Raw genomic sequence first — 15,972 nt, 5'->3', positions numbered from 1 at the left:
TCGCTTAGTGCCGGAAGTGGCGCATGTTGGTGAAGACCATGGCAAGGCCCGCTTCATCCGCTGCTGCGATCACCTCGTCGTCGCGCATGGAGCCACCGGGCTGGATCAGCGCCGTGGCACCGGCTTCCGCTGCCGTGATAAGACCGTCGGCAAAGGGGAAGAACGCATCAGAGGCCACGACCGAGCCTTGGGTCAACGGCGCGTCGATATCCATCACCTCGGCCATGTCTTGCGCCTTGCGCGCGGCGATGCGCGTGCTGTCCACCCGGCTCATCTGGCCCGCACCAACGCCCACTGTGGCACCGTCTTTGACGTAGATGATCGCGTTGGATTTAACGTGTTTCGCCACGGTCCAAGCAAACAGCATGTCGTCGAGTTCTTGATCCGACGGCTTGCGCTTGGTCACGACCTTGAGGTCATCGCGGCTGACGCGGCCCACGTCTTTGTCCTGCACGAGGAACCCGCCCGAGACTTGACGCACGGCCAAAGCAGCGGCGGCTGGGTCGGCCAGACCTTCGGTGGTCAGCAGACGCAGGTTCTTTTTCGCGGCAAAGATGCGCTTGGCATCCTCATCCGCGCCGGGGGCGATGACAACTTCGGTAAAGATCGCAGCAATCGCTTCGGCAGTCGGCCCGTCGAGTGGCTGGTTCAAGGCGATGATGCCGCCAAAGGCCGAGGTGCGGTCACAATCAAAGGCGCGTTTGTAGGCGTCCAGCATCGTCTCGCCCCGTGCCACGCCGCAGGGGTTGGCGTGTTTGATGATCGCGCAGGCGGGGCCATCTTTGGGGTCAAACTCGCTGACCAGCGCAAAGGCGGCGTCAGTGTCGTTGATGTTGTTGTAGGACAGTTCCTTGCCCTGATGCTGCACCGCGTTCGCCAACCCCGGCGCGGTGGAGCCGTCGGTATAGAACGCCGCCTGCTGATGCGGGTTTTCGCCATAGCGCAGGGTTTGCGCGAGCGTGCCGCCAAAGGTGCGGCGGCGCGGGGTGTCTGCAACCTGCTCGGCCATCCAAGTGCTGACAGCCGTGTCATAGGCGGCGGTGCGGGCATAGGCGGTTTGGGCAAGGCGCTGGCGCAGGGCGTAGGTGGTCTGGCCGTCATTGGCCTCCATCTCAGCAATCACCTCGGCGTAATCCTCGACGTCGACCACGACGTTGACGAAGCCGTGGTTCTTGGCCGCCGAACGGATCATCGCCGGGCCGCCAATGTCGATATTCTCGATCACCTCGGCGTATTCCGCGCCCTTGGCGACGGTTTCCTCGAAGGGATAAAGGTTCACCACCACCAGATCGATTGCCCCGATGTTATGTTCGTTCATCGCGCTGACGTGTTCGTCATTGTCGCGCAGCGCCAGCAGACCGCCATGCACGACCGGGTGCAGCGTCTTCACGCGGCCATCCATCATCTCGGGGAAGCCCGTCACATCGGCCACATCCAACACCTCAAGCCCCGCGTCGCGCAGTGCTTTTGCGGTGCCGCCTGTGCTGAGCAGTTCCACGCCGCGTGCCGCCAAAGCTTTGCCAAGGTCCAAAAGACCGGTCTTGTCGGATACGGAAAGAAGAGCGCGTTTGATGGGATAGAGATCGGGCATGGGGCTGGTTCCTTGGTCAGTCTTCATCAGCATAGGGATCGTCGATCGACAAATCTCGCACGCCAATCGCAGTTTCCTGCGCTTTTGACAACGACCAGCGCACCCGCGTGGCATAGTTCATGGCATATCCGGTCAGCACGATCTGCTGCGCGGCGCGGGGTTTAAGACGGGTCGTCTCAAGGTAAACCCCCGGTTCCAAAGACAGATTATGCGTACCGTCATGGCGAAACACCCAAATCTCACCACTTTTCAGCGCCATTGAGGTCGCAGCCCCGCCAAGGTCAACCGTGGCATCTACATCCGGGTGGAGGTGAAAGCGGATGTCAAAGGGCACTCCTTTCAGCCGTGTGGCATCCAGCATTTTGTCGAAACGCCGCTTCTCGGCATCCTCTATCGCCAGCAGCATGTCTTCCCCCGACAGGCCGCGCCCGTCCGACGTCAATTCAAGCCGTCGCGCATGGGTCAGCCCGTGGCTGCGCAGATAGGCATCGTGCCCCCCTTCAAAGCGCAGCCCATCGGCCGCCTCTCCGATCTCGACGGGCACATGGCGCGGCCCTTGGATCAGCGCCTCTTCTCCCGTGTGGCGATCAGGCTCTGCCAGCCGCGCACTGGAATGGCCGACCAGCGACAGTGCCGAATGCGACGGCGTGGCCCGCCCTGCCCGACGCCACTCCAGCCCAAATGACGCGCCTGAACCGCAGTTCACAACCAAGGGCCGCCGCCCCGAGGTCAGCTCGAACGCCAATGTCGAGGCATGGGCATTGCCCGATGCCGAGCCACCCGGCGGGGGTGCGGCATCGACAATCACGCTGGTGCGCCCCGCAGACAGCCGTGCATAGCCCATCGCCAGCCCATCGGGCTGCCGTGTCTTGACCTTGGCCGCCGCCAGCGCGTGATCCAGCCAGCCTTCCATACCGCGCCCGCCGCCATGGAACCGCGCCAAAGCGCCATCCGCATGGCGCAGGCTGCGCAGGGTGGGCGCGATACGCTCGATCGCAGTCAGATGTTCCTTTGGCGTGCTGCGGCCTGCATCGCTTAGCGCGGCAGCGGCCCATGTCAGCAGGGTAAACACGGCGAGCAATTCTTCGGGGTTGCGGGTGGGCAAGCCGCCCTCGGCGTCGATCTGGATGGCACATTCGCGCGCCAATGCCTTGATCGCCGGATCGGCCAGTTCCTCCAACCCCTCAAGCGACAGGCCCGCATAGATCAGCCCGGTCAGCGCCTCGAACCGAGGCAGCCCCGGCGCAGAGGCACGCCAGCGTTTCGACAGAAAGCGGGTCTGTTGCTCTAACGAACGGTAGAAAACATCGCTCTGCTCGGCTTCCGTGCCCCGCAACATGAAAAGCGCATGGTTGATCCAACGGATCAGCCGCCGCCCCGTCAGCGCCGGGGTCCAGCCGGGCCCCTGCCCGCGCCCGAAGCGGTCGATCCAATCCCAAAGCCAATCCTGCGCCGCTGTCCGCGCCCGCGCGTCGCCCACTGCGGCAAGGTCATCCAACCATGCGAATCCATGCAGTTCCGCCGCAAAGACGTGATCTGGCGGGGCCAGTTCCCACATCGCGGTCTGCGGCGCGGTCAGCAGACTGCCAGCAAAAAGATAATTGCCCGCGATCAACTGCCGCCCCCGCGCAAAAGAACCAATGGTGCGCGGCTCGGGCGAAGACACAAAACCTGTCGCCCGCCCGCGCCCACGAGTCGCGCGCCACGCGTGCAAGCGGTTCAAGAACCGCACCCTTCGGGCCATGACGCTGGAAAGATTAATCATATCAAGCTGCCCCTGACGCTCTGATGGCGTTTGACGGGAGCATAGCCCCCGCGCCGCGATGAGTCACCGAATTTTCCCCAGGCGCCGCGCAATCGGCGGGGAACGGTCCCTTGCCAGCGCGGCCGCGCCTTGCCTAAAAGATAGTCGTCCCAAGCGGAGCACGCAGATGATCGCCAGCCTGATGATGTACCTGCGGCCAGAGACCGCCGAGGCCCATGCCCGCTATTGGGCGCTAATCTGCGAAGAACTTGCCGCGCGGGGCATCGCGGCGCCTGAAACACTGAACAACAAAGCAGAGGAATTTACAGTTTGGAAGGCGCCGGATCTGACCCTCTCGCAAACCTGCGGGATGCCTTACCGTCTGTGGCTGCACGACCATGTCACGTTGATCGGTACGCCTGACTTTGCCGTCGCAGGCTGCCCGCCGGGATATTACAACAGCGTTTTTGTGATCCGTGCCGATGATCCCCGTGAAACAATTTCCGAATTTCGCACGGCGCGGTTCACCTATAATCAGTCATTTTCACAGTCTGGATATGCCGCTGCTCACGCTCATTGCAGCGCAGAGGGGTTCTGGTTCAAGAACCGTTCACAAAGCCATGGTCACCGCAACTCTGCCCAGACCGTCGCAGATGGGCGCGCGGATATCGCAGCACTTGATGCGGTGTCATGGCGATTGATCCAACGCTACGACCCCTTCGCCCGCCACCTGCGGGTGCTAGAGCGCACCACACCAACACCCGGCCTGCCCTATATCGCGGCGGCGGGGGCGAATCGTATCGCGACTTTTGCAGCGGTCAGCCAAGCCATCGCGCGGCTTATGCCTGAAGATGTCGAAACGCTGGGCATCAGAGGTTTGATAGACATACCGAACGCGGCGTACCTCGCCGTACCCTCACCGCCGATCGGCGCGTGACGCTTAACCTTTGCGCAAACAGGCGATGTAGAACCCGTCCATGCCGCCTTTGTCAGCCCAGAAATCAGGGCGCAGACGCAACCCGCCTTCTTCGGTGATCCACTCTGCGTCGACCCCGGCCACGTCCAGCGCGGCGCGGTCCACCGTCATGTCACCGTGCCGTTCTAAGGCTTCGTCGACCTGCACTTCGCCCTCGTCGGGCAGCAGGCTGCAGGTGCAGAACACCAGCCGCCCGCCGGGTTTCAGCAAGCTCCATGCGTGGTCGATCAACTCGGATTGCAACTCGATCAGGTCCCCGAATTCCGAGCCATCTTTGGCATGGGGCAGATCGGGGTGGCGGCGGATGGTGCCGGTGGCGGAACAGGGCGCATCAAGCAGGATCGCGTCAAACGCACCCTCTACGGCACGGGCGTCCTTGGTGAGTGTCTTGGCCTTAAGCCCCACGCGGGCAAGGTTTTCCTTCACCCGCTGCATCCGTGGATGCGACTGGTCAACGGCGGTCACGACAGCCCCCGCAGCGGCAAGCTGCATGGTCTTGCCCCCCGGCGCGGCACAGAGGTCCAGCACGGTTTCACCTTCGGTCGGGGCCAGCACCCGCACCGGGATCGCAGCGGCGGCATCCTGCACCCACCAGTCACCTTCGGCAAAGCCGGGCATGGTGGAGACCTGCCCGGCATCCGTCACCCGAACGGACCCTGTCGGCAACAGCGTGCCGCCCACGGCCTCGGCCAAAGCGGCAGGATCACCCTTGGCGGTCAGATCAAGCGGTGCGCCCACGAAATGCGCCTCTTCCATCGCGGCGATGGCGTCGGTGCCCCAAGCTTCGGCCAGCGGGCCGCGCAGCCATTTCGGCAGGCGCGGCGCACGCAGGGCGTCCCAAGCCTCAGGCCCCTGCGCGGCGATCTTGCGCAGGACGGCATTGGTCAGACCTCTGAGGTGGCTCAGCGTGCGGTGCTGCGACACGAGATTGACCATCGTGTTCACCACCCCATGCGCCGCCCCGCCATGACAGAGCTCCACCGTACCGACGCGGAGCACGTTGCGCACGGTCAGCGGCGGGGCCTTTTGCAGATGTTTTTGCAACAGCCGGTCGGCACGCTCCAATCCGCGCAGCGTGTCCTGTGCCAGACGTTGTGCCCGCGCCCGATCATCCGGGGGCAACTTGTCCAACGCGCCGGAGGCGAGCAGTTCCGACATCAGACGTGGCTCTTCGCCCAAAATCTGATCCAGCAGGTATACCGCGCTTCTGCGGGCCTGAACGCCTGTGTCTGCCATGGTCATGTCCTATCTGGGTCTCGTTTGAGGGGTTGCCGGGTTGTCTGGGCCAGCGCGCGACGTATATCAAGGGAGAACTTGGCTCAAGAGGACCATGATGCCCGATCAACGCCCCATTCCCGACAGCAAACCCGGACCTGACCCAACTCCAAGCCCCGCGCCGGACCTGCCACCGCAGCCCAAACCGGGGCCAAAGCCGATCCCCGACACGCCACATGACCCGACCCCGCAGCCCGGCCCTGACCTGCCCGCCGCCGCGCAACGCGCCTTGGCCGAGGCCGCCGCACGGCGCGAGGCCGCCGCTGCGCTGGACCTGCCCGCCGAACTGGGTGGCCGCGATGGGCCAGAGCCGGTGCGCTATGGCGATTGGGAGAAAAAGGGCATCGCCGTCGATTTCTAAGCGGCCTTAGCGCAGGGTCAGGACGGCTGAATCGCCCGTACCCTTGTCGGAGGTGAAGCGGATTTTCGCGCCATCGCGCATGACCACTTGGCAGTTATAGCCCAGATCCTTGCCGCCCCAGACCAGCGTCCGACAGAAGAAACCGTCTTTCCACGTCCAAGTGCCCGTGACCTCCCAAACCGCGCCTTTGCCGGAGATGACCCCGCCAGAGGCCACCTGCAGATTGACGAGCGGGCGGGTCAGATTTTTGCCATCCACCGCCGCGACGAAGTCGGATTTGCTTTGGATACGGGCATATTCCGCCGCTACAGGCAGGCCGCTTAGCGCCAACACCGCTGTTGCGGCGAGTGCAAAAGTAATCCTCATCGAAACCTCCCATCAGTGAATTGCCTCTTGGCATTCACGTAAGCAAAAGAGGGAAAGTTTCAGATAATCTGCATTCGGTTCAGGGTTTCAGGCCCAGCACATCCAGCATGTCATATTCGCCCGGCGCCTGCCCCTGCCCCCAGAGCGCGGCCTTCAGAGCGCCGCGCGCGAAAAGCGCCCGGTCAGACGCGATGTGGCGCAGGATGATCCGCTCTCCGGCGGCGGCGAACATCACATCATGCTCCCCCACGATGTCTCCGCCCCGGATCGCGGTGAAACCGATGTCCCCCTTCTTCCGTGCACCAGTAATGCCATCGCGGCCCCTGTCGGAGACATCGGCGAGTTTCACGCCGCGCCCCTCGGCGGCAGCTTCGCCCAACATCAAAGCGGTGCCTGACGGTGCGTCGACCTTTTGATTGTGATGCGCCTCAATGATCTCAATATCGTAATCCACGTCCAATGCAGCGGCGACCTGACGGGTGAGCTGTGTCAGCAGGTTCACGCCAAGGCTCATGTTGCCCGCGCGGACGATGACGGCCCCCTGCTCGGCTGCTGGAGCAAGCTGCGCGATTTCTTCATCGGTCATCCCGGTGGTGCCGATGACATGCACGATCCCGGCCTTCGCGGCCTCGGCAGCAAAGGCGATCGTGGCCTGAGGCGCGGTGAAATCGATCACGGCCTGCACCTTGGCGAACGCCCCGGCTGCGTCGTCAGTTACGGTCACACCAGACGCGGTGCCACCCATCGCCTCACCCACATCGCGGCCAACCCAATCATGACCCGTCCGCTCTACCGCTGCGGCCAGATGCATTTTGTCGCTGGCGGTGATCTCACGGATCAACATCTGGCCCATGCGGCCAGAGGCGCCGGTAACGGCAATGCCGGGGGTCTGTGTCATGGGGGTGTCTCCTGCAGTTCGGGGGCATGAATGGCTCGGCTGGTTTAGCCCGTCGGCGAGCGCTTGGCAAAGTGCAACCGAAGCCTTAGATGGGGTTCATGGCAAAGAACAAGTTTCATGAGGGCGCAGGCCCGTCGCAACGACAACTCCGCGTGGGCGAAACCGTCCGCCGCGCCTTGTCTGATGTACTCGCACGCGGGGACGTGCATGACACCGACCTCAACCGTCTGTCTATCACCGTGGGGGAAGTGCGCATCTCGCCCGATCTCAAGATCGCCACGGCCTATGTGCTGCCGCTGGGTGGTGAAGGTCAGGATGAGGTGCTTAAACTGCTTGCGCGCAATAAGAACGAATTGCGCCGACAAGTGGCTAAGAAACTCACGCTCAAGTTTTCCCCCGATCTGCGGTTCCAATTGGATCGGACATTCGACCGGATGGACGACACGCGCCGGATGTTGAACCAAGACGTGGTGCGCCGCGATGCGGATGCGCCGGATGATGACGCTGCCGACAGCGCGCCGGATCAGTGATCCGCGCCGGTCTGATCGCATTGGCGCTGATCGCGCTGAAAGGCACGCCTTCGGACGCTGCCGAATGTCGCAACATTACGTTTGACGGCAGTTCCTACACCGTTTGCGAGGTAGATCTGGAACGTGACGATCTGCGGCTCTTTCTCAACGATGACGCAGGCGCGCCCTATGGGTTCTTCGGCTCGTTAGATGAAGCGCTAAAGGCGCAGGGCTTGCGGCTGGGCTTTGCGATGAACGCGGGCATGTACCACGAGGACCGCTCTCCGGTCGGGCATTACGTCGAAGAGGGTATCGAGGCGCGCGGCGTGATCGACAGCGCGGGGCCCGGCAACTTTGGCCTGCTGCCCAACGGCGTCTTCTGCCTGCGCGATGGCCGCGCCGATGTGATCGAGACCAAGCGCTATCTTAGGAACAGGCCCGCCTGCCGCTTTGCCACGCAATCCGGCCCGATGCTGGTGATCGACGGGGCGCTGCATCCGCGATTCTTACCCAACAGCACCTCGCGCTATATCCGCAACGGCGTTGGCACCACGGCAGACGGAAAACGCGCTGTTTTCGCGATTTCCAATGACGTGGTAACCTTTCATGAGTTTGCCCGGCTCTACCGCGATGAGTTGGACCTGCCTAACGCGCTGTATTTCGACGGCAATATCTCCCGTCTGCGCGCGCCGGGACTGCGCCGTACCGGGGCGGGCTTCACCACGCTGGGGCCGATCATCGGCATCGTCACGCCTGCAAAGTGACCTTTTCCCCGCTTGGGGGCTGGGCAGCGCGGCATGGCTCCGTTAGAGGGCAGCACCACAAAGGCGAAGGGGCAAGACATGGCACGCAAACGCAAGGGTCGCGATATTTCCGGTTGGCTGGTTGTAGACAAACCCGCCGGGCCGACATCGACCGCCGTGGTCAACAAGGTTCGCTGGGCGCTTGAAGCCAAGAAGGCGGGCCACGCAGGCACCCTTGATCCCGAAGCGACCGGCGTTTTGGCCATCGCCTTGGGCGAAGCGACCAAGACCGTGCCCTATATCACCGACGCGCTCAAAGCCTATGAGTTCACCGTGCGTCTTGGTATTGCCACCAATACCGACGATGCCGAAGGCGAAGTCATCGGCACCTCCGATCTGCGCCCCGATGATGCAGCGATCAAAGACGCGCTGAGCGGTTTTATTGGCGATATCCAGCAGGTGCCGCCGCAGTTCTCTGCCGTAAAGATCGACGGCCAGCGCGCCTATAAACGTGCCCGTGATGGCGAAGAGATGGACATCGCGGCGCGCCCACTTTGGGTGGAAAGCTTGCTGCTGCTCGACCGGCCCGACGCCGATCACGTCACGCTTGAAATGGTCTGCGGCAAGGGTGGCTATGTCCGCTCCATCGCCCGCGATCTGGGGCAGAAGCTTGGCTGCCTCGGCCACGTCCGCGAGCTGCGCCGCACGTGGTCTGGCCCGTTTGACGCCGCGAACGCTCTGACGTTGGCACAGATCGACGAAATCGCCCGCACCCCGGAACTCGACACGCATCTATTGCCGCTCGCCGAAGGGCTGGCGGAGCTGCCCGAGGTCAAAGCCACCCCCGAAGGCGCCACCCGTCTGCGCAATGGCAACCCCGGCATGGTGATCGCCCATGACGTGGAATATGGCGATGAATGCTGGGCCTCGCTGGATGGTCAGCCCGTCGCCGTGGGCCGTTTCAAGGCAGGCGAATTGCACCCCAGCCGGGTGTTCAACCTATCCTCGGACACGAACGAGGGCTGAATGGCCCTGATCACCCGCAGCCATACCAAGGGCGACGCGCCCTCGACCGCTGTCTACTCCCCCTGTGAGCAGTATCGCTACAGCCTGACACGGGTCTGGGACTGCGCTGCGCCGCGGGTGATGTTTGTCATGCTGAACCCCTCCACCGCGACGGAGGTGCAGAACGATCCCACCGTCGAGCGTTGCGAGCGTCGGGCGCGGGTGCTGGGCTTTGGCGGTTTTCGGGTAACCAATATCTTTGCATGGCGCGCCACCGATCCGCGCGACATGCGGGCCGCCCCCGATCCCATCGGCCCCGACAACGACGCCACGCTGGTCGACGGAGCAGATTGGGCAGATCGCATTATCGCCGCTTGGGGCGTGCATGGTGCCCATCTGGACCGGGGCCTTAGCGTTGCCGCACAGCTCGCGGCGGGGGCCAAACCGCTCTACCACCTTGGTCTCTCCAAGGCCGGGCATCCGCGCCACCCCCTCTACCTGCCCTACACACAAGAGCCGGTTTTGTGGCAGCTCTAGCGCCCCGCGCTGGCAGGCATTCGTTAACCACTTCCCCGCTATTCCTTTGATTTCACGGCCACAGCATGCCCTTTTAAGGGCGGGATGATGTGTGGGGCATCAAGCATTGAACGGGTGGAACTGCGCATGTTGTGGCTGGCTGGTGTAATGGGTCTGATGGCGGTCGGCGCTGTCACTTTCGTTGAGATCGAAACGCCGCCCGAAGATGATATTCCAGAAGGTGACACTCCGCGCGGCCCCAACACCGTCGGAGACATCCTGTCGGGCAGCGATGGCGGCGAGACGGTGCAGGGCGGCACGGGCGATGACCAACTTGGCGGCTACGGCGGAAATGATCTGCTTCATGGCGCTGCTGGCGATGACGATCTGCACGGCCACGACGGTAATGATACGCTGCGCGGCGGCGATGGCGGCGACAGCCTGCATGGCAACGACGGGGATGATGACCTTTTTGGCGGCGCGGGGAACGACAGCCTCTTTGGCCATAATGGCGATGACTTCCTCTTTGGCGGCGCGGGCGATGACGCGCTCCAAGGCTCTGCAGGTGATGACGTGCTGAACGGCGAAGCCGGAAATGACGCACTGCAAGGCGGGCTTGGCGATGACGCGCTGCGCGGCGGCGCGGGCGAGGATACTCTCTTTGGCGGCTGGGGGGATGACACGCTCACCGGGGCGGATGACCTGCAAAGCCGCGATTGCCTGAACGGTGGCGGCGGGGATGACCTGATCGTCGCGGGGGCCGGGGACGTGGTGACATCCGGCGAGGGCACGGATCGGATCGCCTTGGGGGACTGGATCGGCCAAGGCGGAGCGGCGCAGATTACGGACTACCACGCACAGGATGATTCGCTGCTTTTTGTCTGGGATGACAGCAGCGCTACCGGGGCAGAGCCACCGCTGTCCATCCTGCCCGACCCCGATGACGCGGACCAAACACTTGTCCTGCTGGACGATATCATCGTCGCGCGGGTGGTGGGCGACAGCGTCACGATGGACGATATCGCACTGATCCCGCTGTCTGCGGCCTTTGACCTTGGCCTTGCGGCGTGACACAGCGCGCTATCGGCGCATAAATCACCCTTTGCCAAAGGCGCGAATTCCTCCTATACGCCCCCATCGCCTGCTGATTCCCTCAGCGGGTGATATCTCCATGGGCCTGAGCTGGACGACATCCCGGCCTGCGCCATCCATTTAAACTCTTTTCGAAAGGAGACCCCGATGTCGATTACTGCTGAAGAAAAAGCAAAAGTCATGAAAGATTTTGGTACCAAAGAAGGCGACACCGGTTCGCCCGAAGTACAGGTTGCCATTCTGACCTCGCGCATCGTCACGCTGACCGAGCACTTCAAGACCCACAAAAAAGACAACCACGGCCGCCGTGGTCTTTTGAAAATGGTCGCGACGCGCCGCAAGCTGCTGGATTACGTTAAGGCCAAAGATGAGTCCCGTTATCAGGACCTGATCAAACGCCTCGGCCTGCGCCGCTAATTGCGGACAGCCCGCCGGATATTCCGGTGACAGGACGACCCAAACCTCCCGGCCCGCGCCGGGAGGTTTTTTGTTGCGCGCAGGTCAGCACAAAGCGCAACGGAGAGAAGCCGCCGTTCACAGCCTCGCTGCGACAGAACGCTTCCCATTTGCCTTGAAAACCTGTATGTCCGCGCAATCTGAAATCCGGCGCGCGGACTCCTGCGCCTGAAAAAGAAGATACCGGAGTCAGGGGCAATACGGCCCCTATGCAATGGCCAATGGGCCAAAAAGGAAACGTAGATGTTTAATGTAACGAAAAAATCGATCCAGTGGGGCGAAGAGACGCTGACACTGGAAACCGGTAAGGTTGCCCGTCAGGCGGACGGGTCGGTGATTGCCACGCTGGGTGAAACCAGCGTTATGGCCAACGTGACGTATGCGCGTCAGCAAAAGCCGGGCCAGGACTTCTTCCCCCTGACCGTGCACTACCAAGAGAAATACTATGCCGCCGGTAAAGTACCGGGTGGCTTCTTCAAGCGTGAGGCCCGCCCCACCGAGAAAGAAACCCTGACCGCGCGTCTGATCGACCGTCCGATCCGCCCGCTCTTTGTCCCCGGCTTCAAAAACGAAGTTCTGGTGATGTGTACCGTGCTGAGCCACGATCTGGTGAACGACCCCGATATGGTCGCCATGATCGCCGCCTCCGCCGCATTGACCATCTCCGGCGCGCCCTTCATGGGTCCGATCGCGGGCTGCCGCGTGGGCTATGAGGATGGCGATTACATCCTGAACCCAACAATCGACGACATGCAGGACCTGCGCCTGAACCCCGAGCAGCGCCTCGATCTGGTTGTCGCCGGCACCAAAGACGCCGTGATGATGGTCGAATCCGAAGCCTATGAGCTGTCGGAAGAGGAAATGCTGGGTGCGGTGAAATTCGCACACGAGCAGATCCAGCCGGTCATCGACCTGATCATCGATCTGGCCGAAGACGCAGCGAAAGAGCCGTTCGACTTCCAGCCGGACGATTACTCGGACCTGTCCGCCGCTGTTAAAGCCGCTGGTGAAGACGAAATGCGCGCTGCATTCGCCATCGCCGACAAGCAAGAGCGCACCGCCGCTGTTGCCGGTGCCCGCGAGACGATCAAAGGCAAGCTCACCGACGAGCAGCTTGAGGACAAGAACCTCGGCTCCGCGATGAAGGGCCTTGAGGCCAGCATCCTGCGCGGTGACGTGGTGAAAACCGGCAAGCGTATCGACGGCCGTCGCACCGACGAAATCCGCGACATCGTGGCCGAAACCGGCATCCTGCCGCGGACCCACGGTTCGGCGCTCTTCACCCGTGGTGAAACGCAAGGTTTGGTTGTGACCACGCTCGGCACCGGCGACGATGAGCAATTCATCGACGCGCTGCACGGCAACTTCAAATCGAACTTCCTGCTGCACTATAACTTCCCCCCCTACTCGGTTGGTGAAGTTGGTCGCGTGGGCCCTCCCGGCCGTCGTGAAGTTGGCCACGGCAAGCTCGCATGGCGTGCCCTGCAGGCGGTTCTGCCCGCAGCGACAGACTTCCCCTATACCATCCGCCTCGTGTCTGAGATCACCGAATCCAACGGTTCGTCCTCCATGGCATCCGTCTGCGGTGGTTCGCTTTCGATGATGGACGCAGGCGTTCCGCTGAAATCGGCTGTGGCCGGTGTTGCGATGGGTCTGATCCTTGAAGATGACGGCTCCTACGCAATCCTGTCGGACATTCTGGGTGACGAAGACCACCTCGGCGACATGGACTTCAAGGTTGCTGGTACCGAAGCGGGCATCACGTCGCTGCAGATGGATATCAAGGTCGCAGGCATCACGCCCGAGATCATGGAAAAAGCCCTGGCTCAGGCCAAAGAAGGCCGTATCCACATCCTCGGCGAGATGAACAAAGCGCTTTCCGGTGCTTCTGACTTCTCTGTCCACGCACCACGCATCGAGACCATGCAGATCCCCACCGACAAGATCCGTGAAGTGATCGGTTCCGGCGGTAAGGTGATCCGCGAGATCGTCGAAGTCTCCGGCGCCAAGGTCGACATCAACGACGAAGGCATCATCAAGATCGCTAGTGCCAACGGCGACGCCATCAAAAAGGCCTATGACATGATCTATTCGATCGTGGCAGAGCCCGAAGAAGGCGCGGTCTACACCGGCACCGTGGTCAAGATCGTCGATTTCGGCGCTTTCGTGAACTTCTTTGGCAAGCGCGACGGTCTGGTTCACGTGTCCCAGATCGAAAACCGCCGCCTAAACCACCCTTCGGACGTTCTGAAGGAAGGTCAGGAAGTGAAAGTGAAGCTTTTGGGCTTTGACGATCGCGGCAAGGTGCGCCTGTCGATGAAAGTCGTCGATCAGGAAACTGGTGAAGAAGTAACGAAAGAAGAAGCCGAAGGCTAAACCTTCGTCATTTCTGAAACTTAAGGCCCCTGTGTATCCGCGCGGGGGCCTTTTTCTTTGCCGGGCACTGATAGAAATACCGCTGTCGGCAGTTGATATGTTTCTGACCACCGACCCCACAATGCCCAGAATGAGCGCTATTCCGCTCGCAATTTATAGCTAAAGAAACCAAATACCGCCGAACACCGCTGGGCCTTAGACAGATGTAAGTTGCAGCCCCGCGCAAAAAGCCTATCTAGCGCGGATGACTAAAAACACCTACATGCCCATCGACACTGTCATTTCTTGGGTCGACGGCAACGACCCGGCTCACGCTAAACGGCGTAAGACCTATGAAGATTTGGAAGATGTCCAGCATAAGACATCTAAGGAACCAACCCGCTTTGACAGCCAAGGCGAGATCTACGTTTGCATCGCGTCGATCTTAAAGTTCATGCCATTTGTCAGAACGATTTGGGTCGTTACTGACGGGCAAAAGCCGCCCCAATTGGACTGGTTCGCGCAATCAGGTTTCTGCGGCAAAAATCGCATCAAAATCGTTGATCATCAAGACATTTTGGGCGACCGCGAAAATGCACTTCCAACTTTCAATAGTCTCACTATTGAAGCCGCGCTTTGGCGCATTCAGGGGCTCGCCGAGCACCATATCTATTTTAATGATGACATGTTTGTTAAGCGCACACTGACGCCCGAGTTCTTCTTCACCGATGCCGGAGAACCCATTGTTCGCGGTTCCTATCGTTTCTTCCGCAGCACTGGTGGCCTAGAGTGGCTTAAACACGAGTTCTTACGCCCTTTGCGACCCAACCATTGGGGGCGCGCGTCTTTCCGCACATCACAAGAAAACGCCGCCCTTATCGCGGGCCGGACAAAACAGTTCATTCTCCAAGAACATTGGCCCCATCCCATGAAAGCCAGCGTTCTCAGCCAGTTCTATACCAAAAATGAAAGCACTTTCGCAGAGCAGCTTCGCCATCGTTTCCGAAAGCGTAGCCAACACTGGCCCATCGCGCTGCACAACCATCTGACCGTAGGCGACCCCGCTTCGGCACCAAAGGTTGCCTATGCCAAACCGGGCCGCCGAGAAGATGAGATGCTGCAAACTCTAATCGGCGATGGGGCCGACTTTGGTTGCATGCAAAGCCTCGACCAATTCCCAAAGGACAAGGCCGACCGCTTATTTGACGGCCTTGTCCAAATATATTCGCCATTCCTGCGCAGGGATATGCTGGGTAGATAAGCTTAACCCGGCAGTTTTGCCTTGCGCAAATAGGGCAACACAGTATCGAACGCCCCAAACTTCGCCTTAGCGTCCTCGTCTGACACAGTCGCGGGAATGATCACATCGTCGCCCACCTGCCAATCCGCCGGCGTCGCCACGCCGTTTTTCCCGGCAGTCTGCAACCCATCCAGCGCCCGCAGCACCTCCGCAAAGTTGCGGCCCACGTTCATCGGGTAGGTCATGCTCAGCTTCAATTGCTTATCCGGCGAAATGATAAAGACTGAGCGTACCGTGGCACTGTCATTGGGCGTGCGGCCATCGGGCATGTAAGCTTCTGCGGGAAGCATATCAAAAGCCTTCGACACCTCTAACCCCGCGTCAGCGATGATCGGGAAACCGGCTTTTGTACCTGCAACCTTCTCAATATCGCCCTTCCATTTCTTGTGCTCTTCAATCCCATCGACACTAACGCCGATCACCTTAGTGCCGCGCTTTTCCCACTCATCAGAGAGCCGCGCCACGGCGCCGAATTCGGTCGTGCAAACGGGGGTAAAATCCTTCGGATGCGAGAACAGGATCGCCCAGCTGTCGCCGACGAACTCATGCAGCGAAAAGCTGCCCTGATCGGTTTCAACTGTAAGGTCGGGAATAGTGTCGTTGATACGCAAGCCCATGATATCCTCCGGGTCAATCTGTGAACAGATAGGCTAGAGGTAATCGCAAACCCCGCCATTTTCACCCCCCGATTGCCACAAAGCAAAACTTCACCGCAGCGCCACGACCCCTTTCGCCTTCATCCTTTCTTAAATACCGATCCCGCACCTGCTTCTCGTCACAAGGCT

16 protein-coding genes are annotated in these 15,972 nt (G+C 61.2%); 10 read left to right on the top strand and 6 right to left on the bottom strand.

The window, feature by feature from the left end; translation table 11 throughout:
- Positions 1-4: 4 nt before the first annotated feature.
- Positions 5-1,591 carry a bifunctional phosphoribosylaminoimidazolecarboxamide formyltransferase/IMP cyclohydrolase gene (gene purH / locus DSM110093_RS02400; protein WP_243266542.1) on the bottom strand — a complete coding sequence of 529 codons (1,587 nt, stop codon included), beginning with the start codon at positions 1,589-1,591 and terminating at the stop codon, positions 5-7.
- A gap of 16 nt (positions 1,592-1,607) precedes the next feature.
- Positions 1,608-3,335, bottom strand: coding sequence for a heparinase II/III family protein (locus tag DSM110093_RS02395; RefSeq protein ID WP_243267656.1), 1,728 nt, complete (start codon positions 3,333-3,335; stop codon positions 1,608-1,610).
- Between the two features lie 187 nt (positions 3,336-3,522).
- Here DSM110093_RS02395 and DSM110093_RS02390 point away from each other — a divergent pair, with 187 nt between their 5' ends.
- A complete protein-coding gene (locus DSM110093_RS02390) occupies positions 3,523-4,272 on the top strand; it encodes a PhnD/SsuA/transferrin family substrate-binding protein (RefSeq protein ID WP_243266541.1) in 750 nt (249 codons plus the stop codon).
- 3 nt (positions 4,273-4,275) lie between these two features.
- On the opposite strand, the gene DSM110093_RS02385 is transcribed toward DSM110093_RS02390, so the two are convergent.
- Positions 4,276-5,547, bottom strand: a complete 1,272-nt coding sequence (locus DSM110093_RS02385; protein ID WP_243266540.1) for a transcription antitermination factor NusB — start codon at positions 5,545-5,547, stop codon at positions 4,276-4,278.
- A 97-nt stretch (positions 5,548-5,644) separates the two neighbouring features.
- Between DSM110093_RS02385 and DSM110093_RS02380 the strand changes: the two genes are divergently transcribed.
- Entirely contained in the window at positions 5,645-5,947 is a 303-nt protein-coding gene (locus tag DSM110093_RS02380) for a DUF1674 domain-containing protein (RefSeq protein ID WP_243266539.1), read from the top strand.
- A gap of 6 nt (positions 5,948-5,953) precedes the next feature.
- On the opposite strand, the gene DSM110093_RS02375 is transcribed toward DSM110093_RS02380, so the two are convergent.
- Both DSM110093_RS02375 and dapB read right to left on the bottom strand, forming a co-directional pair.
- Positions 5,954-6,313: a dihydrodipicolinate reductase gene (locus DSM110093_RS02375; protein WP_243266538.1), complete on the bottom strand. Its 360-nt coding sequence runs from the start codon at positions 6,311-6,313 to the stop codon at positions 5,954-5,956.
- 79 nt (positions 6,314-6,392) lie between these two features.
- Positions 6,393-7,211, bottom strand: a complete 819-nt coding sequence (gene dapB / locus DSM110093_RS02370; protein ID WP_243266537.1) for a 4-hydroxy-tetrahydrodipicolinate reductase — start codon at positions 7,209-7,211, stop codon at positions 6,393-6,395.
- Positions 7,212-7,309: 98 nt separating this feature from the next.
- On the opposite strand from dapB, the gene rbfA reads away from it, so the two are divergent.
- From rbfA to DSM110093_RS02330, 8 genes are all read left to right on the top strand, one after another.
- Positions 7,310-7,741, top strand: a complete 432-nt coding sequence (gene rbfA, locus DSM110093_RS02365) for a 30S ribosome-binding factor RbfA (protein ID WP_067626238.1) — start codon at positions 7,310-7,312, stop codon at positions 7,739-7,741.
- Positions 7,738-8,484 carry a phosphodiester glycosidase family protein gene (locus DSM110093_RS02360; RefSeq protein WP_243266536.1) on the top strand — a complete coding sequence of 249 codons (747 nt, stop codon included), beginning with the start codon at positions 7,738-7,740 and terminating at the stop codon, positions 8,482-8,484. The genes rbfA and DSM110093_RS02360 overlap by 4 nt, the downstream gene beginning before the upstream one ends.
- 78 nt (positions 8,485-8,562) lie before the next feature.
- A complete protein-coding gene (gene truB / locus DSM110093_RS02355; RefSeq protein ID WP_243266535.1) occupies positions 8,563-9,489 on the top strand; it encodes a tRNA pseudouridine(55) synthase TruB in 927 nt (308 codons plus the stop codon).
- Positions 9,490-9,495: 6 nt separating this feature from the next.
- Positions 9,496-10,005 carry a DUF1643 domain-containing protein gene (locus DSM110093_RS02350; RefSeq protein WP_243267655.1) on the top strand — a complete coding sequence of 170 codons (510 nt, stop codon included), beginning with the start codon at positions 9,496-9,498 and terminating at the stop codon, positions 10,003-10,005.
- A gap of 87 nt (positions 10,006-10,092) precedes the next feature.
- Entirely contained in the window at positions 10,093-11,055 is a 963-nt protein-coding gene (locus DSM110093_RS02345; protein ID WP_243266534.1) for a calcium-binding protein, read from the top strand.
- A gap of 168 nt (positions 11,056-11,223) precedes the next feature.
- Positions 11,224-11,493 carry a 30S ribosomal protein S15 gene (gene rpsO, locus DSM110093_RS02340; protein WP_067624299.1) on the top strand — a complete coding sequence of 90 codons (270 nt, stop codon included), beginning with the start codon at positions 11,224-11,226 and terminating at the stop codon, positions 11,491-11,493.
- A gap of 282 nt (positions 11,494-11,775) precedes the next feature.
- Complete coding sequence (gene pnp / locus DSM110093_RS02335; protein ID WP_243266533.1) at positions 11,776-13,908, top strand: polyribonucleotide nucleotidyltransferase; 2,133 nt, start codon at positions 11,776-11,778, stop codon at positions 13,906-13,908.
- 262 nt (positions 13,909-14,170) lie between these two features.
- On the top strand, positions 14,171-15,148 hold the full coding sequence (locus DSM110093_RS02330; RefSeq protein WP_243266532.1) for a Stealth CR1 domain-containing protein: 978 nt from the start codon (positions 14,171-14,173) through the stop codon (positions 15,146-15,148).
- 2 nt (positions 15,149-15,150) lie between these two features.
- Here the strand turns inward: DSM110093_RS02330 and DSM110093_RS02325 are convergent, their stop codons facing one another.
- Positions 15,151-15,804: a peroxiredoxin gene (locus DSM110093_RS02325; protein ID WP_243266531.1), complete on the bottom strand. Its 654-nt coding sequence runs from the start codon at positions 15,802-15,804 to the stop codon at positions 15,151-15,153.
- Positions 15,805-15,972: the final 168 nt, after the last annotated feature.

The sequence above is a fragment of the Sulfitobacter sp. DSM 110093 genome, from assembly GCF_022788715.1.
Classification (GTDB): Bacteria; Pseudomonadota; Alphaproteobacteria; order Rhodobacterales; family Rhodobacteraceae; genus Sulfitobacter.
This window is presented reverse-complemented; position numbering and strand designations above follow the sequence as displayed.